Here is an 18,551-nt window from a genome sequence, read left to right on the forward strand (position 1 = left end):
CCGCGATGGCCGAGCCGATCGCGAACCCGGCGATCGTGCCGAGCATCGAGGAGGCGAGGACGCCGCCGAAGCCCATGCCTCCGCCGCCGGAGAAGCGCCGCTCCATGAATCCGGGCTGGCGCAGCTCGCTCCTCGTGGCGGACTGGGCGAGCGTGCGGGGATCGTCGTCCTTCGGCGCGTCGCCGACAGGGGCCCCCTCGCTGAGCTCTCGGAAGACCTGCTGGCGCTGCTCCGGGGTCAGCTGCTCGAAGGCCTCGCGGTGCACCTGCTCGATCGCCTCGGGCGGCGCGGTGCGGAGGAGGTAGCGGTAGCGCTCGATGGCACGCTCATCGTCGGTGCGCGGAGACGTCGCCGGAGGGGAGCCGTACTCGGGCCTGCGGTCCGCGGCCTGCGGCGGCGCGTACGTCGAGCGGCGTGCGCTCTCGGGCTGCTCGTCGCGGCCCAGCAGTCGGTCCAGGAATCCCATGATCTCCTCCTCGGCGCCCGACGGACGCACACCGCCACCGTAGGCCCCTCGTCGCTCCGAGTGCTGAGCGTTCTCTCAGAGGCTGCTCGGAGCGGGGGCCTCGGTCACTTCTGCTTCGGGATGACCACCCACATCACGAGGTAGGCGATGATCTGCGGCCCCGGGAGGAGGCACGAGAGCACGAACAGGAGACGCACCACGAAGGGGCTCCAGCCGAATCGGCGGGCGAGACCGGCACAGACGCCGGCGATGATCCTGCCCCGACGGGGGCGCACGAGAGTAGCCATGACTCCACTCTGGCGCAGGGCGCCTGAGCGGGGCATCCGGGAAACCCCCTAGTCCTGCACGGGAGTCCCGTCGAGCTCCTCGGGCCGGAACGCTCCGACCGAGCGGGCGAAGGCGGCCGCGCGCTCGGCGTCGGCCTCCGGCCAGACCACGTGGAAGCGCTCGAAGACCACGTCGCCGAGGCCGCCCGGTGAGACGCGGGCGAAGTAGCGGCGGTGGCCGTCGAGCCAGGAGGCGCGCGTGCGGTCCCCCTCGCCCTCGGCCCAGGCGAACGCGTCGTCGACGGAGTCGAGCGGACCGGTCCGCACCTCGTCCGTCACGAGGACGACACGCGCCGCTCCCGCGCCGTCGCAGACGATCCAGTGGTCGCCCGCGACGGGCGCCCCCTCCTCGGCGAGGGACGCCGTGGCCGTCTTCACTCCGCGCCGCACGAGGCCCAGCAGCTCGTCCGCCATCGCCGTGCTGTCGCCGAACGACTCGACCGGCGGGAGCGCTTCGTCGACTCCCGGATGCGTGGAGCGGTACTCCGCCCAGAGGAGCGCCGCCGAGGCGGCGTCGGCGTCGGGGAGGGCCGTGCGCTCCGGCGCGACGGGCACGAGCGCCACGATGTTCGCCCCGGCCAGGGAGGCGGGATCGTCGGGGTGGTTGTCGGGCGTGGTGATTGTGTCGAAGGGCCAGTGCTGCTGGAGCCAGCGGCGCGCGTAGGCGTCGAGCTCCTCCTCGAGCCGCGAGCCCCGGACGGCGGGGACGACCCACCAGGAGGCCTCGGCGGAGTCGCCGCCGCCGGGCCGGACGCTCAGAGCGCCCAGCGCCTCGGTGCGGTCCGGGCCGACGAGCAGGAACGCGTGCGCTCTGCCCGCATGCGACTCCTCCTCGAGGCGCAGGAGACCGCGCACGTCGTCGCCGAGGGACGCCGACGGCAGGGCGGCCGGATCGTCCCCGCGGAGGAGAGCCGCGAGCCACGGTCGCTGCTCGCCGATCACCGCGTGCAGGAGGTCCGCGTCGCTCGAGACGAGAGGACGCAGGAGGGCGCCCGCCGGCAGCTCGAGCCGCGCGGGAAGGGGCGCGTCGCCGGTTCCACCGCTCATGACCGCACCTCCCCGCGCACCGGCTCAGCCGGCCGCGCGGTCCAGGACGAGCTCGCGGACGCGGGCGGCGTCGGCCTGCCCCTTCATGGCCTTCATCACGGCACCGATCACGGCACCGGCGGCCTGCACCTTGCCGTCGCGGATCTTCGCGAGCACGTCGGGCTGCGAGGCCAGTGCCGCGTCGATCGCCTCGATGAGCGCTCCGTCGTCCGAGACGACCGCGAGTCCACGGGCGTCGACGACCTCCTGCGGGGTGCCCTCTCCGGCGATGACGCCCTGGAGGACCTCGCGGGCGAGGCGGTCGGTCAGCGTGCCGCTCTCGATCAGACCGGCGAGCTCGGCGACCTGGGCCGGGGTGACCAGGGAGGCCGGATCCTCGCCCGCCGCGTTCGCGAGGCGCGCGATCTCCCCGGTCCACCACTTGCGGGCCGCCTGCGGAGCGGCTCCCTCGGAGACGGTCTCGGTGATCTCGACCAGCAGGCCGCTGTTGGCGACGTCCTGGAACTCGAGGTCGGTGAAGCCCCACTCCTGCTTGAGGCGGCGACGGCGGTCGGCGGGCTTCTCGGGGAGCGCGGCGCGCAGCTCCTCGATCAGCTCGGGGCTCGGCACGACCGGGAGCAGGTCGGGCTCCGGGAAGTAGCGGTAGTCGTCGGCGTCGCTCTTGGGCCGGCCCGCGGAGGTGCGGCCGGTGTCCTCGTGCCAGTGGCGCGTCTCCTGCGTGATCGTGCCGCCCGCGGCGAGGATCGCCGCCTGGCGCTGGATCTCGTAGCGGACGGCGCGCTCGACCGAGCGGAGCGAGTTGACGTTCTTGGTCTCGGTGCGGGTTCCGAGCTTCTCCTGGCCGATCGGGCGGAGCGAGACGTTCGCGTCGCAGCGCAGGTTGCCGCGCTCCATCTTGGCGTCCGAGATGCCGAGCGCCAGCACGATGTCGCGGATCGTCGCGACGTAGGCCTTCGCGTACTCGGGCGCGCTCTTCCCCGCGCCGTAGATGGGCTTCGTGACGATCTCCACGAGCGGGACCCCCGCGCGGTTGTAGTCCACGAGCGAGTACTCGGCGCCCTGGATGCGGCCGGTGGCGCCGCCGACGTGCGTGAGCTTGCCGGCGTCCTCCTCCATGTGCGCGCGCTCGATCGGGATCTGCACGAGCGAGCCGTCGGCCAGCTCGATCTCGACCGAGCCCTCGAAGGCGATCGGCTCGTCGAACTGCGAGATCTGGTAGTTCTTCGCCAGGTCCGGATAGAAGTAGTTCTTGCGCGCGAAGCGGCTGGACGGGGCGATCGAGCAGCCCAGGGCGAGGCCGAGGCTGATCGAGTAGCGGACGGCCTGCTCGTTCACGACCGGCAGCGAGCCCGGGAGGCCGAGGTCGACCGGGGTCACGTTCGTGTTGGGCTCGGACCCGAACTCGTTCGGCGCGTCCGAGAACATCTTGGTCTTCGTGTTGAGCTCGACGTGCACCTCGAAGCCGAGCACCGGCTCGAAGGTCTCGAAGACCTCGTCGTAGTCCATCAGCTCGGGAGCGGACGTGTGCGCGGAGGCCATCAGACGGCACCTTCCTCGGTCGCGGAGAGCACGGAGTGGGTCAGGTCGGGGGCCTGCGCGAGGAGCGGGCGGCCCCACTTCTCCTCGAGCAGAGCCTCGAGCGCGGCGCCCACGGTGTAGAGGCGCACGTCCTCCCGGGCGGGAGCGAGGAACTGGATGCCGACGGGCAGCCCGTCCTCGTCGGCGAGGCCGGCGGGGACGGAGATGCCGGGGATGCCGGCCAGGTTCGCCGGGATGGTCGCGACGTCGCCGCGGTACATCGCCAGCGGGTCGTCGAGCTTCTCGCCGAGGCGGTAGGCGGTCGTCGGTGCCGTCGGCGAGGCGATCACGTCGACGTCCGCGAAGGCCGCGTCGAAGTCCCGCTGCACCAGGGTCCGGACCTTCTGCGCGCTGCCGTAGTAGGCGTCGTAGTAGCCGGCCGAGAGGGCGTAGGTGCCGAGGATGATCCGGCGCTTGACCTCGGGGCCGAAGCCCTGCTCGCGGGTCGCGGACATGACCTGCTCGACCGTGCCGCCGCCCTCCGGCGTGACCCGGAGGCCGAACCGGACCGAGTCGAACTTGGCGAGGTTGCTGGAGGCCTCCGCGGGGAGGATCAGGTAGTAGGCGGCGACCGCGTGCTCGACGCTCGGGAGGCTCACCTCGACGACCTCGGCTCCGGCGCCCTGAAGGATCTCGAGCGCCTCGTGGAAGCGCGCCAGCACGCCGGGCTGGAAGCCCTCGCCGCCGTCGAGCTCCTTGACCACGCCGATCCGGAGGCCCGTCACGTCGGCGCGGCGCACCGCGTCGGCGAAGGAGGGCCAGGAGTCGCGCAGCGACGTCGAGTCGCGCGGGTCGTGGCCCGCGATGACGTCGTGCAGCAGCGCGGAGTCGAGGACCGTCCGGGAGACGGGGCCGATCTGGTCGAGGCTCGAGGCGAGCGCGATCGCTCCGTAGCGGGACACGCCGCCGTAGGTCGGCTTCACGCCGACGGTGCCGGTCACGTGCGCGGGCTGGCGGATCGATCCCCCGGTGTCCGAGCCGAGGGCCAGGGGCACCTCGTAGCTCGCGACGGCCGCGGCGGATCCGCCGCCGGAGCCGCCGGGGATGCGGTCGAGGTCCCACGGGTTGTGGGTGGGGCCGTAGGCGCTGCGCTCGGTGGTCGAGCCCATCGCGAACTCGTCCATGTTGGTCTTGCCGATCGGGACCAGCCCGGCCTCGCGCACCTTGCGCATGACGGTCGCGTCGTAGGGCGGGCGCCATCCCTCGAGGATGCGGGAGCCGCTCGTGGTCGGCATGTCGTTCGTGACGATGACGTCCTTGACCGCGAGAGGCACTCCGGCGAGGGGGTGCAGCGACTCGCCGTCGGCCCGCCGGCGGTCGATCGCCTCGGCGGACGCGACCGCGCCCTCGCGCGCGACGTGGAGGAAGGCGTGGACCGCTCCGTCGACCGCGTCGATGCGCTCGAGGTGGGCGCGGGTGGCCTCGACCGAGGAGACCGAGCCGTCGGCCAGCTTCCCGGAGAGGGCGGACGCGCTGAGGCGGACGAGCTCGTCGCCGTGCGCGCTCACTGCTCCTCCCCCAGGATCGCGGAGACCTGGAAGCGGCTGCCGTCGTGCTCGGGCGCGCCGGAGAGCGCCTGCTCGAGCGTGAGGGTCTCGCCGACCACGTCGGGCCGGAAGACGTTCTCGAGCGGGATCGGGTGGCTGGTCGCCGGCACCTCGGGCGTGGCGACGGCCTGGACCGCGCGCACGGAGTCGACGATCTGGCCGAGCTCCCTGGTGAGGCTCCCGATCTCGTCGGAAGTGAGGTCGATCCTGGCCAGCTGGGCCAGATGGGCGACCGTGTCGGCCGTGATCTCGGACATGCGTCTCCGTCTGGTGGTTCGGGGGGATTTCCGGCCGTCAGTCTACTCGGCGCGCCCGCACCGCCTCCGCCCGCGCCGCCCGCCCGTCAGGAGCCGCTGAAGAGGCTGGAGCCGTGCTTCAGGAGTGCGTTGTACGCCCCCTCGTAGGTGGTCGGCAGGTCCTCGCCGGGCTCGCCGTACCGGGCCAGCAGCAGGCCCATCAGGCCGACGGCGGGCGGGCTCAGCGGCTTGTCGCGGTTCACGTGCGCCGGATGCGCGGGCGCCGCCTCGGGGTTCGGCGGCAGGTACTGCGGCACCGTGGTCGGCCAGTCGCCGATCTGCCGCGGCTCGTCGAGGGTCAGCACCCCGAAGAGGTCGGGGGCGGAGGCGTCGCGAGCGGTCAGCGGCTCGAGGCCGTGCAGGGCGCTGAGGGTCCGGATCACGGCGCCGTGGTGCAGCTCGTCGTGCACGATCGTGCCGGCCCTCGTGTACGCCGAGACCGCGATCGCCGGCACGCGGCAGCCGAGCCGGTCGAAGGCGAAGCCCATCTCGCCCTCGCGGCCGTCGCCCGGCGGAGTCGCCGACGGCGGGGGGACGTGGTCGTAGAGGCCGCCGTGCTCGTCGAAGGTCGCCAGCAGCAGCGTGTTCACCGCGTTCGAGCCGGTCGTGCTCGCGCTCTCCCGGATCGCCGAGTACACCTGGTGCAGCAGCAGCTCGCCGGCGCGGACGTCGGACAGCGCGCTGTCGTAGACGGGCGTGCCGTCGACCTCGTCCTCGTGCAGGACCCCGGTCGGCGGGTGCATGTCGTTGTGGTCGAAGACGAGCCGCGGCTCGAGGAAGGCGTAGTCGGGCAGCTCGCCGTTCTCCACGTCGGCGTAGAAGCGGTCCATCGTCGAGAAGTGGGTCTTCCAGTACTTCTCGAGCACCGGCGCGTGCAGGAAGCCGGTGTAGGAGACCACCTGCAGCGCGTCGAAGTAGACGCGCCAGGTCCTCCCCGCCTCCTCGAGGCGGTTGAACACCGTCGGCGCGTCGGCCAGGTCGTCCGCGAGCCACTTCTCGTAGCCGCCGCCCTGCTTGTTGGTGACGAAGCCGTGCGAGGTCGACGCGTGCAGGAAGGACCTGTTGCAGAAGGTCTGGGAGGGGACGGCGCAGAACCACTGGTCGAAGACGGCGAACTCGCGGGCGAGGGTGGAGAAGACGGGCAGCATCTCCGGCGAGAAGCCGCCCATGATCGTCCGCACCTCCTCCGCCGTGGGCTCCTGCCCCTTCTTCATCACCCTCAGGTGCTGGACGTAGTCCTCGAGGAAGCCGCTCATCGTCGGGGCGGAGGCGTCGGCGGGCGCGTTGAAGGGCGCGGTCATGGCGCCGACGGTGCGGCCGGCGTTCTCGGGCGGATCCACCGTGCCGAAGAGCTGAGTGTTGACGTGCGGGTACTCCTCGCCCGGGTCCGGGTCGGGCTGGCGCATCACGGAGTCGGTGGCGCCCTCGTAGACGTGGGTGCCGACGGTCAGTCCCCCGGCGCTGGTGTTCGTCCGCTCGTCGGGGAGGAGGCCCTCGAAGCTCTCGCCCGCGGGCAGGTCGTCCGGTTCGTAGAGGCGGCCGAGGACGTTGTCGAAGGAGCGGTTCTCGAACATGATCACGACGACGTGGTCGAATCCCGGCTCCGTGCGGGCGGGCAGTCGCGGCTCCTCCTCGCGGCGGGGGCCGGAGGCGACGGCCGCGCCGATCGCGCCGCCGGCGAGGGCTCCGGCTCCGACTCCGGCGGCGGCGGTGCCGGCCAGGAAGCGGCGGCGCGAGCGGGAGCGGGGAGCTCCGTCGTCGTGCTCCGAGGGAGTCCGCTCGCTGGTCATCTCCGCCGCCTCTCCTGCGCCGCCTGCGCCTGCTCGGAGTGTAGCGACGCGCCCGGGACGGCGGCTCGAACGCGGGCGAGCAGTCCGGCCTCCGGCTCGGGGTCGACGTGCGCGCGGCGGGCCGCGTCGCGGAGGCGCCGCCCGACCGGCGCGGGCGGCGCGAAAGCCGGCGCCGTGCGGGGCCAGCGCGCGAGGGGGCGGTCGGGACCGCTGAGGAGTGCGGCCAGGTCTCGGACCTGCGGATCGACGAGCGCTCGGCGCACGCCCGCCCGGGCGCGGACGAGCTGCGCGGGAGTCTCCGGACCGAGCGGCACGCCGATCCGTGCACCCGAGGGGACGGCCGAGGCGAGCACGAGCGCCGGCACCGTGCCGGGCCGCCCTGTGCTCCCCCGCGCGGTGGCGAGGAGCAGCATCCGCCGCCCCGCCCGCTCCCCGTCGCGGACGGCGTCGAACACGACGTGCAGCAGCTGCTCCGCGAGGCGCGCATCAGCGGATCGATCGGTGCCGGCGGCTGCGGCGTCGGCGAAGTCGGCCGGATCGACGAGGGACCGCGGCTCGACCAGGACGAGCGGAGGCAGGGTGCCGGCTGCGGCCTCGGCGGCCAGCGCGTCGATGGGAAGGAGGCGCCCGCCGCGGGAGCCGGCGGCGCCCGGGTCGCGGTGGGGCCACTCCGGATCGGCGAGGAGCGTGGTCGAGACGCCCTGCCGCTCGTCGACCGCGAGAGCCCAGCCTGTGCCGGTCTCCCGGGCCGCGCGCAGGGCCGCCGGCAGCGGATCGCGGCCGTCGGCGCGCCAGTGGTCGACCCGCGCGAAGGCCGTGGCGAGGAGCGCGTGCACCGGCAGCATCTCGGGGGCGAAGCGCGCGCCCGGAGGATCGTCCGGGCCGGGCGCGGTCATCACGGCGTCCGTATCACCGGTGAACACCGGGCCGTCCGGATCGTCGAGCGCGCCGAGGACCTGGTCGCGGCTGCGGCCGGCGAAGGAGAGCACGACCAGGTGGTCGATCCGGCCCAGCGCCTCGGCGGTCCGGCGCTCGGCGGCGGTGGGCCGAGCCGCTGCGTCGAGCGCGAGCGACGCTGCGTCGGCGAGGGACCGGCGCAGGAACGCACGCCGCTCCCCGCCGCCCGCGTCAGGCATCGGGCCCGGTCGGCTCCTCCGTACTCGGGGCGGCCGCGTCCGGGACGGCGTCGGTCTCCGGCACGGCGTCGTCCTCCGGCGAGGCGTCGGAGCGCGATGCGTCGGCGACGTCCCCGTCCGGGCCGGCGGCGGCCTCCTCCGGAGCGTCGGCGGACGCCTCCTCCGGCAGCGCGATCGCGTCCGGTCCCTCCGTCACCAGGAGGTGGAACTCGGCCGCGGTGATGATCCGGAGCCCCAGGGCCTCGGCCTTGCCGAGCTTGCTGCCGGCGCCGGGACCGGCGGCGACGTAGTCGGTCTTCTTGGAGACGCTCGAGCCGGCCTTGCCGCCGGCCGCGAGGATGGCCTCCTGCGCCCCCTCGCGGGAGTACCCCTCCAGGCTGCCGGTCGCCACGACCGTGAGACCCGCGAGCACCCCGCCGGCGGAATCCGCGGCACCGGGCCCGGGGTGGCCGGGCGTGGCGAAGCGCACTCCGGCCGCGGCCCAGCGGTCGACGATCTCGACGTGCCAGTCGACCTCGAACCAGGCGATCAGGGCGTCGGCGATGATCCCGCCCACCCCGTCGACCGCGGCGAGCTCGTCGCGGCTCGCCCCGCGGATCGCGTCGAGCGAGCCGAAGTAGCCCGCCAGCGCGCGCGCGGCGACCGGGCCGACGTGCCGGATGCTGAGCGAGACCAGCAGGCGCCACAGCTCCTTGGTCTTCGCCCGCTCGATGTTCTCGATCAGCCGGAGGGCGTTGGTGGAGGGCACGGAGGCGGCGTCCCCCGCGAAGGCTCCCGCCTCCGGGTCGAAGGCGCCGTCCTTGGCGAGCTGCCGCTTGCGCTTGAAGGGCGTGACGACCTTCGGATCGCCCTTCGCGTCGAGCTTCTGCAGACCCGTCTCGGAGTCGCGGACGACGACCTCGATCGGGAAGAGATCGGCCACCGTGAGCTCGAACAGGCCGGCCTCGGTCCGCAGCGGCGGCTCGGCGGGCACCAGGGGCTGGGTCAGGGCGGCGGCGCTGACCTCGCCGAGCGCCTCGATGTCGAGCGCGCCGCGGCTGCCGATGTGCTCGACGCGCCCGCGGACCTGCGCGGGGCAGGACTCCGCGTTGGGGCAGCGCAGGTCGACGTCGCCCTCCTTGGCCGGAGCGAGCGTGGTGCCGCACTCGGGGCACTGCGTCGGCATCACGAACTCGCGCTCGGAGCCGTCGCGGAGCTCCACCACCGGGCCGAGCACCTCGGGGATGACGTCCCCGGCCTTCCGCAGCACGACCGTGTCGCCGATGAGCACGCCCTTGGCCTTGACCACGTCGGCGTTGTGCAGCGTGGCCTGGCGCACCTCGGACCCCGCGACCTTCACCTTGGTCATCTGGGCGAACGGCGTCGCGCGGCCGGTGCGCCCGACGCTCACGACGATGTCGAGGAGCTTCGTGTGGACCTCCTCGGGCGGGTACTTGTAGGCGATCGCCCAGCGCGGCGCCCGGCTGGTGGCGCCGAGCTCGTCGTGCAGCTCGAGCTCGTCCACCTTCACGACCACGCCGTCGATCTCGTGCTCGACCGAGTGCCGCTCGCGGCCGTAGCGGTCGACGAAGGCGAGCACCTCCTCCACCGAGGCCGAGACGCGGTTGTGGCCGCTGACCGGCAGTCCCCAGGAGGAGAGGAGCCCGTAGACCTCGGACTGGGTCGCGACCGGCGGGTCCGGCCAGGCGCCGATGCCGTGCACGTAGAGCGCGAGGGAGCCGACGCGCGCCTCGCCGGCGCGCAGGTCGAGACCCGACTTCTTGTCGAGCTGCTGGCGGAGGCCGCCGCTCGCCGCGTTCCGCGGGTTGGCGAAGGTCGGGAAGCGCCGCAGCGCGCTCGTGCGCGCCTTCTCCTCCTCGAAGACGCCGCGGGTGGCGGCCGGGCGGGTCGACCAGCGGGTCCGCGCCTCCTCGACCGCCTCGTCGCGCAGCGTCTCCTGGAGGGCGTTCAGCTCGGCGAAGGCGGCCACGGGGATGAAGACCTCGCCGCGGACCTCGACGAGTGCCGGGTGGCCCTCGCCGGAGAGGCGCTCGGGGATGCCCGAGACGCGGAGGGCGTTGACGGTGACGTCCTCGCCGGTGCGGCCGTCGCCGCGGGTCGCCGCCGTGACGAGGCGGCCGTTCTCGTAGTGGAGGGAGATCGCGAGCCCGTCGATCTTGAGCTCCGTGAGCCAGGCGACGGGGCGGTCGGCCGAGGCCACCGTCTTCTCGCACCACTCGCGCAGCTCCTCGGCCGAGAACACGTTGTCGAGGGAGAGCATCCGCTCGGCGTGGTCGATCGGGGCGAGGCCCGCTCCGACGACCCCGCCGACGGTCCGCGTCGGCGAGTCCTCGGCGGCGAGCTCGGGGTGCTCGGCCTCGAGCGCGGCGAGCTCGCGCACCAGGGCGTCGTACTCGGCGTCGGACAGCGGCGAGGAGTCGGCCGCGTAGTAGTCGTCGCTCGCCGACCGGATCCGCGCCCGCAGCTCCTCGACGCGGCCGGCGGGCTCGACGGCGCTCATCGGAGCACCGCGGCGTCGGCAGCGACCGTGCGGTCGATCGTGCACTGGCCCAGCACGCGGGTGCCGAGGTAGACGACGGCCGTCTGGCCGGGGGCGACGCCGTCGAGCGGCGAGTCCGGAGTGATCACGAGCTCCACCCTGCCATCGACGTGCGACACCACCGCGGAGGCGGGGACCGGGTCGGCGTGCGCGCGGATCTGGACGTCGCAGCGGAAGGGCGCGTCCGCGTCCTCGGGAGCGGCGCCCGCCCAGGTGAACCGCTCGCCGGCGATCTCGCCGATGCGCAGAGCCTCGCGCGGACCGACGACGACCTCGTTGCTCACCGGCCGCACCTCCAGGACGAAGCGGGGCCGTCCGTCGGGCGCGGGGACGCCGAGGTGCAGGCCCCGGCGCTGGCCCACCGTGTACCCGTGGGCGCCCTCGTGGGAGCCGACCACCGCGCCGTCCCGATCGACGACCGCTCCGGTCTCGGGGGCGACGCGCTCGGCGAGCCAGCCGCGGGTGTCGCCGTCGGGGATGAAGCAGATGTCGTAGCTGTCGGGCTTGCTCGCGACGCTGAGGCCCCGCTCGGCCGCCTCCGCGCGCACGATCGCCTTGGACGGCGTGGAGCCGAGCGGGAACATCGAGTGCCGCAGCTGCTGCTCCGTCAGCACGCCGAGGACGTAGGACTGGTCCTTCGCCTCGTCGCTCGCGCGGTGGAGCTCCGGGGAGCCGTCGGCGGCGGTGCGGAGGGAGGCGTAGTGGCCGGTGCAGACCGCGTCGAAGCCGAGGTCGAGAGCCTTCTCGAGCAGGGCGGCGAACTTGATCCGCTCGTTGCAGCGCATGCAGGGGTTCGGGGTGCGGCCCGCCGAGTACTCGGCGACGAAGTCGTCGACGACGTCCAGCTTGAACCGCTCGGAGAAGTCCCACACGTAGTACGGGATGCCGAGGACGTTCGCGGCGCGCTGCGCGTCCATCGAGTCCTCGATCGTGCAGCACCCCCGGCTGCCGGTGCGCAGCGTGCCGGGCATCCTGCTCAGGGCGAGGTGCACGCCCACCACGTCGTGCCCCGCCTCCACCGCGCGGGCCGCGGCCACCGCCGAGTCCACTCCACCGCTCATCGCCGCCAGAACCTTCACCGTGCGAGTCTACGTTTCCCGCGGGCGCGGCCGGCAGGGGTTCAGGCGGGCAGCACCGCGCGGCTCGAGAGTCCGGCTCGGGCGGCGCGGGCGTAGGCGGCGGGCAGCGCGGCCAGGAGGGCGTCGACGTCCGCGTCGGTCGAGGTGTGGCCGAGCGTCATCCGGAGCACCCCGCGGGCCTCCTCCTCGCTCCGGCCGAGCGCGAGGACCACGTGCGAGGGCTCCGGGATCCCCGCCGTGCAGGCGGACCCGGTCGAGACGGAGACGCCCGCGGTGTCGAGGAGGAAGAGGAGGGAGTCGCCCTGCGCACCGGGGAAGGCGAGGTGCGCGTTGTTGGCGACCCGGCGTCCGGAGTCGAGGGCGGGCCCGGTCAGGGTCGCCCCCGGCACGGCGGCGAGGACGCCCGCGACGAGCCGGTCGCGCAGGGCGGCAAGGCGCTGCGCCTCCGCCGACAGCTCGGCGTCCGCCTCGACCGCGGCGGCGGCGAAGGCCGCGGCGCCGGGCACGTCCTGGGTGCCGGAGCGGACGCCCCGCTGCTGTCCGCCTCCGTGCAGCACCGGGACCACGCGGGCGTCGCGGGCGAGCACGAGCGCACCGGTCGCGATCGGGCCGCCGACCTTGTGACCCGAGACGCTGACGGCGGCCAGTCCCGCGCCGCGCCCGGAGCCGGAGGCGCGGCGGATCTCGGCGATCCGCAGCGGCATGTGCCCGAGGGCGGCGACCGCGTCGACGTGGAGGGGGACGCCGGCGCGGGCGCACGCCGCCGCCAGCTCGGCGATCGGATTGATCGTCCCGATCTCGTTGTTGACCCAGAGCACCGTGACCAGGGCGACCGAGCCGGGGTCCTCCTCCAGCGCCGCGGCGAGCGCCTCCGGCCGCAGGGTGCCCTCGTCGTCGAGAGGCAGCCACTCGAGGACGGCGCCCTCGTGCTCGGCGAGCCAGGCGGCCGAGTCGAGCGTCGCGTGGTGCTCCCCCTCGGCGACCAGGACCCGGACGCGAGCCGGGTCCTCGCTCCGGCGCTGCCAGTAGAGGCCCTTGATCCCGAGGTTGACCGCCTCGGTGCCGCCGGCGGTGAGGATCACCTCGATCGGCTCGCAGCCGAGCACCCCGGCGAGCGCCGACCGGGCGTCCTCCAGCCGGCGGCGCGCCTCCTGGCCGGAGCCGTGGACGGAGGAGGGATTGCCGCCGTGGGCGGACGCCTCCGCGAACGCGGCGAGCGCCGAGGCGCGCAGCGGGGTGGTCGCGGCGTGGTCGAGGTAGATCACAGCAGCCCTTCGTCCCGCGTCGGGGGCACGGAGGGAGCCGGTGCCCGTCACTACTGTAAGTCGCATGACCTCTCACGATCCCCTGGCCCGGCTCGGCGTGACCGTGGACGATCAGGGCGGTGAGCTGCGGGTCTGGTCCGAGAGCGCGAGCGCCGTCGATCTGCTGCTGTACGACGAGAAGGACCCGACCTGGGTGACCCGCACGGTCCCGCTGGCGCGCGACGACGCCGCGGTCTGGTCCGCGCGCTCCGATCTGCTGGCCCCCGGCCGCCGCTACGCCCTGCGCGTCGACGGGCCGACGGGCCTCCGACACCGGTTCGACCCCCGCCGGGCCCTGCTGGAGCCGTACTCCCGCGGCCTGCACCGGGTGGCGGAGAACGAGTGGCGCTCCGTCGTCGTGGACGACGCGTTCGACTGGGGCTCCTCCTCCCGGCCCGGCACCCCGATGGACCGCACCGTGATCTACGAGGCGCACGTGAAGGGGCTGACCCGGCTGAACCCGGCGCTCCCCGTGGAGCTGCGCGGCACCTACGCCGGCCTGGCGCACGAGTCGACGGTCTCGGCGCTGCTCGAGCTGGGCGTGACGGCGGTCGAGCTGCTGCCCGTGCACGCGTTCGTGTCGGAGCAGCGCCTGCTGCGGCAGGGGCTGACCAACTACTGGGGCTACAACACTCTGAACTTCTTCGCCCCGCACGCCGCGTACGCCTCCTCCACCGCGCAGCGCGGCGGACCGACCGCGGTGCTCCGCGAGTTCAAGGGGATGGTGAAGCTCCTGCACGAGGCCGGCCTCGAGGTGATCCTGGACGTGGTCTACAACCACACCGCCGAGGAGGGGCCGGGCGGGCCGATGTCGAGCCTGCGCGGGATCGACGACGCAGGCTGGTACCGCCAGACGCCCGAGGGCCACTACGTGGATGTCACCGGCTGCGGGAACACGATCGACTTCGGCCGGCCCGCGGCGCAGCGCCTCGCGCTGGACTCGATGCGCTACTGGTCGGGCGAGGTCGGGATCGACGGCTTCCGGCTCGACCTGGCCGCGACCCTCGGCCGGGACGAGATCGCGCACTTCCGGAGCGACCACCCGCTGCTGCGGGCCGCGGTCGAGGATCCGGCGCTGGCCGGCGTGAAGATGATCGCCGAGCCCTGGGACGTGGGAATGGGCGGCTGGCAGACGGGGAACTTTCCGGCCGGGTGGTCGGAGTGGAACGACCGCTACCGCGACCGCGCCCGCAACTTCTGGCTCTCGGACATCGACTACGCCCGCCGCGCCGGCACGGCCCCCGTCGGCATCGGCGGCTTCGCGACCCGGCTCTCGGGCTCCTCCAACACCTTCTCGGCGGAGCGGGGCCCCCTCGCGTCGGTCAACTTCGTCACCGCGCACGACGGCTTCACGCTGGCGGACCTGGTCTCGTACAACGTCAAGCACAACATCGGCAACGGCGAGTCGAACCGCGACGGAGCCGACACCAACCGCTCCTTCAACCACGGCTTCGAGGGCCCCACCACCGACGAGCGGATCACGCTGGCGCGGCGCAAGGCGATGCGGAACCTCCTCGGCACCCTGCTGCTGTCGGCCGGCGTGCCGATGATCACGGCGGGCGACGAGACCGGGCGCAGCCAGCGCGGCAACAACAACGCCTACTGCCAGGACTCGGACCTGACCTGGGTGCGCTGGGAGGGCCTGGCCGACTGGCAGCTCGCGCTCCGCGCGCACACGCGCACCCTGCTGCGCCTGCGGCGTGAGCACCCGGCGCTGCGTCCCTCCCGCTACGGCAGCGGCGACGCGAGCGAGCCGGGCGCCACGACCATGACGTGGTTCGACGCCCACGGGCGCGGGATGAGCGAGCACGACTGGACCTCCGCCGCCAACCGGACGCTGCAGTACCTCGCCGCCTCGACGCCGGTCGAGGGCGAGCCGGACCGCGTCCTGCTGGTGGTGCACGGCGTCGAGCAGGACACCACGGTCGTGCTCGCCGACGGCGAGGGGGTCACCGGCTACACGCGCCTGTGGAACAGCGAGGAGCCGGAGCCGCTGGAGCACGGCGAGTCGTTCGAGCCGGGGCAGGTCATCCGCGTGGCCGGCACCTCGATGCAGCTCTTCGCCGCGCACGGGCCGGCGGCCGAGCAGGACGCCTGATGGCGCGGAGCGGGCCGGGGACCCCGGCGACCGTCGCGCTGACGGCGGCGGGCGTCCCCTTCACTCCCCGCCAGTACCGGCACGACCCGGCCACGACGCGCTACGGGCTCGAGGCGGCCGAGGCGCTCGGCGTCGAGCCGGAGCGCGTGTTCAAGACCCTGATGGTCGACGTGGACGGCGAGCTCGTGGTGGGCGTCGTGCCCGTCACCGGCTCCCTCGGGCTGAAGGAGCTCGCGGCCGCGGTCGGAGGCAGGCGGGCGGCGATGGCCGACCCCGTGCTGGCCCAGCGCCGGACCGGCTACGTGCTCGGCGGCATCTCGCCGCTCGGGCAGAGGACGCGGCATCGCACCGTGATCGACGAGACCGTCGAGCTCCACGACACGGTGCTCGTGTCGGGCGGGCGCCGGGGCTTCGACATCGAGCTCACCCCCGCCGACCTCGTCGCCGCGACGGCCGCCCTCCTCGCCGACATCGCGCGCTGACCCCGATCCCTCGCCGTCCTCCTCCGGGCGCCGTTTCGCTCGATGCACCGTCCTCCTCCCGCGAGACCCCGCCCCGGTCCGCGAGACGCCGAGGAAGGCGCACCGGAGCGGCATCTCGCGGAGAGGGACCGGGCGGGGTCAGCCGGCGGCGGCGGCCAGGCCCAGCTCGGCGGAGCGGGCCAGGAGGGGGTGCCGCGGCACGACGCGGACGGTGTAGCCGAAGGAGCCGCTGCGGTCGAGGGTGACCACTCCGGCGTAGGGCACGCGCCCGACCGCGTCGGCCGGCACCACGGCACCCGACTCCTCGACCACCTCGAGCTCGTGGTGGCGGACCTCGGTGAGCGAGCCGTCAGCGGACGTCGTCCCGTAGACGACCTCGACCGAGACGTCCGCCGGCGAGAGCTCGCCCAGGCGCACGCCCGCCCGCACGGCGAGCCGGTCCCCGCGCTGGGGCACCGCGTCGATCCCGCCGGACTCGACGGACGCGACCGCGACCCCGGGCCAGCCGGCGCGGACCCGCCGCTTCCAGGTCGCCAGCTCCTTGGCCGGCTCGAAGTGGTCGGCGGCGACGGCGCGCCCGGCCTCGGCGGCCGGCGAGTAGAGCGCCTCGACGTACTGGCGCACCATCCGCTCGGCGGAGAGCTCGGGCGAGAGGGTCGCGAGGGTGTGCCGGATCGACCGCACCCACCGCCGGGGCACGCCGTCGTGATCGCGCTCGTAGTAGCGCGGCACGACCTCGGTCTCGAGCAGCTCGTAGAGCGCCTCGGCCTCGAGCGTGTCGCGGGCCTCCGGGTCGAGCGCGCGGTCGGAGGAGGGGATCGCCCAGCCGTTCTCGCCGTCGAAGTACTCGTTCCACCAGCCGTCGAGGATCGAGAGGTTGAGCGAGCCGTTGAGCGCCGCCTTCATCCCCGAGGTGCCGCACGCCTCGAGCGGGCGCAGCGGGTTGTTGAGCCAGACGTCGGTGCCCGGGTAGAGCAGCTGCGCCATCGCGATGTCGTAGTCCGGCAGGAAGACGATCCTGCGGCGCACGTCCGGCTCCTGCGCGAAGCGGACGAGCCGCTGGATCAGGCGCTTCCCCTCCTCGTCGGCCGGGTGGGACTTGCCCGCGATGACGATCTGGATCGGGTGCTGCGGGTGGGTGAGCAGCGCGCGCAGACGCTCGGGGTCGTGGAGCATCAGGGTCAGCCGCTTGTAGGTCGGCACCCGCCGCGCGAAGCCGATGGTGAGCACGTCCGGGTCCAGCAGCTCGTCGAGCCAGGCCGGCGGGAGGCCGCCCGGGTTCTGCTCGCGCCAGGAGCGGGCGGCCCGGCGGCGGGCGTCCCGCACCAGCTGCTCCCGCATCGCCCGGCGCGCGGCCCACAGCTCGGTGTCGCCGAGCGCACCCGAGGCCCAGTCGGCCCGCGTCGTGTCGTCGGTGCCGAGCCGCTCCTCCGCGAGCCGCCGGAGGATCGGATCGGTCCAGGTGGCCGCGTGGACGCCGTTCGTCACCGAGCCGATCGGCACCTCCGCCGTCTCGAAGCCGGGCCAGAGGCTCGAGAACATCGATCGGCTGACCTCGCCGTGCAGCGTCGAGACGCCGTTGGAGCGCTGCGCGAGCCGCAGGCCCATGTACGCCATGTTGAACGCCGTCCCGGAGTCCCCCGGCTCGGCGCCCAGCGCGAGCACGTCCTCGACCTGCACGCCCGGGAGCAGCTCCGTGGAGAAGTACTCCTCGATCATCCCGCGGTCGAAGCGGTCGATGCCCGCCGGCACCGGAGTGTGCGTGGTGAAGACCGTGCTCGCCCGCACCACCTGGAGAGCCTGGTCGAAGTCCAGGCCCGCGCCGATCAGGCCGGAGATGCGCTCGAGCCCCTGGAAGCCGGCGTGCCCCTCGTTCGTGTGGAACACCTCCGGGAGGACGCCGCCCGAGACCTCGGCCCAGAGCTCGAGCGCGCGGACCCCGCCGATGCCCAGCAGCAGCTCCTGCAGCAGGCGGTGCTCGCCCCCGCCGCCGTAGAGGCGGTCGGTGACGGAGCGGAGCGAGTCCTCGTTCTCGGGGATGTCGGTGTCGAGCAGGAGGAGGGTCACCCGGCCGACCTCCGCGCGCCAGACCCGGGCGTAGAGCGCGCGTCCCTCGGGGAGCGCCAGCACGATGCGGGCGGGCGAGCCGTCGGCGAGACGGACGACGCGCAGCGGCAGCCCGTCGGGATCGAGCGAGGGGTAGGACTCGAGCTGCCAGCCGTCGGCGGAGAGCTTCTGCGAGAAGTAGCCCGACCGGTAGAAGAGGCCCACGCCGGTGAGCGGCACGCCCAGGTCCGAGGAGGCCTTCAGGTGGTCGCCGGCGAGGATGCCGAGTCCGCCGGAGTACTGGGGCAGCGCCGCCGCGATCCCGAACTCCGGCGAGAAGTAGGCGATCGAGCGCGGGGCGGACTCCGGCAGCGACTGGTACCACCGCGGCTCGGTGCGGTAGCGCTCCAGCTCGTCGCGGAGGCGCCACGCCTCGTCGACGAAGCCCTGGTCCCCCGCCAGCTCGGTGAGGCGCTCGGGGCTCACTGCTCCGAGCAGAGCGGTGGGGTCCGCTCCCCCGCGCCGCCACAGCTCCGGATCGACCCGCTCGAACAAGCGCCGGGCGGGCTCGTGCCAGGCCCAGCGGAGATTGCCCGCCAGATCGCCCAGAGCCGAGAGCTCGGGCGGGAGGACGGAGCGGACGATGAAGCGGCGGATCGCCTTCACGGCACCCCTCGACTCTCTGCGGACCCCGGAGCGCCCGGTCGCGGAGCACCGGGGCGGTCGCGCTCGGTCACCCTAGCGGACCCCGACCACCGCGGATCGGCGGGACGCGGACCCGCCGCCACCCTCCGGCACGCGCTCCCCGGGTCCGTTT

At 74.1% G+C, this 18,551-nt stretch carries 13 protein-coding genes and 1 pseudogene; 2 read left to right on the forward strand and 12 right to left on the reverse strand.

Annotation, left to right across the window (positions count from 1 at the left end; genetic code table 11):
- The 11 genes and pseudogenes from C5C99_RS08765 to C5C99_RS08815 all read right to left on the reverse strand — a co-directional run.
- Positions 1 to 466: pseudogene (locus C5C99_RS08765) on the reverse strand (hypothetical protein); the annotation flags it as partial.
- Between the two features lie 104 nt (positions 467 to 570).
- Positions 571 to 753: a PspC domain-containing protein gene (locus C5C99_RS08770; protein WP_104223873.1), complete on the reverse strand. Its 183-nt coding sequence runs from the start codon at positions 751 to 753 to the stop codon at positions 571 to 573.
- A 48-nt stretch (positions 754 to 801) separates the two neighbouring features.
- Positions 802 to 1,839 carry an ASCH domain-containing protein gene (locus C5C99_RS08775; RefSeq protein ID WP_104260602.1) on the reverse strand — a complete coding sequence of 346 codons (1,038 nt, stop codon included), beginning with the start codon at positions 1,837 to 1,839 and terminating at the stop codon, positions 802 to 804.
- Between the two features lie 24 nt (positions 1,840 to 1,863).
- Positions 1,864 to 3,378 carry an Asp-tRNA(Asn)/Glu-tRNA(Gln) amidotransferase subunit GatB gene (gatB, locus tag C5C99_RS08780; protein WP_104339945.1) on the reverse strand — a complete coding sequence of 505 codons (1,515 nt, stop codon included), beginning with the start codon at positions 3,376 to 3,378 and terminating at the stop codon, positions 1,864 to 1,866.
- A complete protein-coding gene (gene gatA, locus C5C99_RS08785) occupies positions 3,378 to 4,925 on the reverse strand; it encodes an Asp-tRNA(Asn)/Glu-tRNA(Gln) amidotransferase subunit GatA (RefSeq protein WP_104339946.1) in 1,548 nt (515 codons plus the stop codon). Before gatA ends, gatB begins: the two co-directional genes overlap by 1 nt.
- The gene (gene gatC, locus C5C99_RS08790; protein WP_104226848.1) at positions 4,922 to 5,221 is read right to left on the reverse strand and encodes an Asp-tRNA(Asn)/Glu-tRNA(Gln) amidotransferase subunit GatC; all 300 of its coding nucleotides are present in this window, start codon (positions 5,219 to 5,221) and stop codon (positions 4,922 to 4,924) included. Before gatC ends, gatA begins: the two co-directional genes overlap by 4 nt.
- Before the next feature lie 86 nt (positions 5,222 to 5,307).
- Positions 5,308 to 7,050: an alkaline phosphatase family protein gene (locus tag C5C99_RS08795; protein ID WP_104226849.1), complete on the reverse strand. Its 1,743-nt coding sequence runs from the start codon at positions 7,048 to 7,050 to the stop codon at positions 5,308 to 5,310.
- Complete coding sequence (locus tag C5C99_RS08800; RefSeq protein ID WP_104339947.1) at positions 7,047 to 8,186, reverse strand: hypothetical protein; 1,140 nt, start codon at positions 8,184 to 8,186, stop codon at positions 7,047 to 7,049. Before C5C99_RS08800 ends, C5C99_RS08795 begins: the two co-directional genes overlap by 4 nt.
- Positions 8,179 to 10,686: an NAD-dependent DNA ligase LigA gene (gene ligA / locus C5C99_RS08805; RefSeq protein ID WP_104339948.1), complete on the reverse strand. Its 2,508-nt coding sequence runs from the start codon at positions 10,684 to 10,686 to the stop codon at positions 8,179 to 8,181. The genes C5C99_RS08800 and ligA overlap by 8 nt, the downstream gene beginning before the upstream one ends.
- Positions 10,683 to 11,804, reverse strand: a complete 1,122-nt coding sequence (mnmA, locus tag C5C99_RS08810; RefSeq protein ID WP_181028759.1) for a tRNA 2-thiouridine(34) synthase MnmA — start codon at positions 11,802 to 11,804, stop codon at positions 10,683 to 10,685. The genes ligA and mnmA overlap by 4 nt, the downstream gene beginning before the upstream one ends.
- 41 nt (positions 11,805 to 11,845) lie before the next feature.
- Complete coding sequence (locus C5C99_RS08815; RefSeq protein ID WP_104339949.1) at positions 11,846 to 13,135, reverse strand: cysteine desulfurase family protein; 1,290 nt, start codon at positions 13,133 to 13,135, stop codon at positions 11,846 to 11,848.
- On the opposite strand from C5C99_RS08815, the gene glgX reads away from it, so the two are divergent.
- The gene (glgX, locus tag C5C99_RS08820) at positions 13,134 to 15,206 is read left to right on the forward strand and encodes a glycogen debranching protein GlgX (protein ID WP_104339950.1); all 2,073 of its coding nucleotides are present in this window, start codon (positions 13,134 to 13,136) and stop codon (positions 15,204 to 15,206) included. The two genes, C5C99_RS08815 and glgX, sit on opposite strands and share 2 nt — an antisense overlap.
- Complete coding sequence (gene ybaK, locus C5C99_RS08825; RefSeq protein ID WP_104247616.1) at positions 15,206 to 15,688, forward strand: Cys-tRNA(Pro) deacylase; 483 nt, start codon at positions 15,206 to 15,208, stop codon at positions 15,686 to 15,688. The genes glgX and ybaK overlap by 1 nt, the downstream gene beginning before the upstream one ends.
- 138 nt (positions 15,689 to 15,826) lie before the next feature.
- On the opposite strand, the gene glgP is transcribed toward ybaK, so the two are convergent.
- On the reverse strand, positions 15,827 to 18,400 hold the full coding sequence (gene glgP, locus C5C99_RS08830) for an alpha-glucan family phosphorylase (RefSeq protein ID WP_104339951.1): 2,574 nt from the start codon (positions 18,398 to 18,400) through the stop codon (positions 15,827 to 15,829).
- Positions 18,401 to 18,551 lie beyond the last annotated feature (151 nt).

Source organism: Rathayibacter sp. AY1C4, assembly GCF_002932195.1.
Taxonomy (GTDB): domain Bacteria; phylum Actinomycetota; class Actinomycetes; order Actinomycetales; family Microbacteriaceae; genus Rathayibacter.

What these genes read in the sequence shown, in the direction of transcription:
- C5C99_RS08770 (WP_104223873.1), bottom strand. Translation starts at nt 753, where the DNA reads ATGGCTACTCTCGTGCGCCCCCGTCGGGGCAGGATCATCGCCGGCGTC.
- C5C99_RS08775 (WP_104260602.1), bottom strand. Translation starts at nt 1,839, where the DNA reads ATGAGCGGTGGAACCGGCGACGCGCCCCTTCCCGCGCGGCTCGAGCTG.
- gatB (WP_104339945.1), bottom strand. Translation starts at nt 3,378, where the DNA reads ATGGCCTCCGCGCACACGTCCGCTCCCGAGCTGATGGACTACGACGAG.
- gatC (WP_104226848.1), bottom strand. Translation starts at nt 5,221, where the DNA reads ATGTCCGAGATCACGGCCGACACGGTCGCCCATCTGGCCCAGCTGGCC.
- C5C99_RS08795 (WP_104226849.1), bottom strand. Translation starts at nt 7,050, where the DNA reads ATGACCAGCGAGCGGACTCCCTCGGAGCACGACGACGGAGCTCCCCGC.
- C5C99_RS08800 (WP_104339947.1), bottom strand. Translation starts at nt 8,186, where the DNA reads ATGCCTGACGCGGGCGGCGGGGAGCGGCGTGCGTTCCTGCGCCGGTCC.
- ligA (WP_104339948.1), bottom strand. Translation starts at nt 10,686, where the DNA reads ATGAGCGCCGTCGAGCCCGCCGGCCGCGTCGAGGAGCTGCGGGCGCGG.
- glgX (WP_104339950.1), top strand. Translation starts at nt 13,134, where the DNA reads ATGACCTCTCACGATCCCCTGGCCCGGCTCGGCGTGACCGTGGACGAT.
- C5C99_RS08815 (WP_104339949.1), bottom strand. Translation starts at nt 13,135, where the DNA reads ATGCGACTTACAGTAGTGACGGGCACCGGCTCCCTCCGTGCCCCCGAC.
- ybaK (WP_104247616.1), top strand. Translation starts at nt 15,206, where the DNA reads ATGGCGCGGAGCGGGCCGGGGACCCCGGCGACCGTCGCGCTGACGGCG.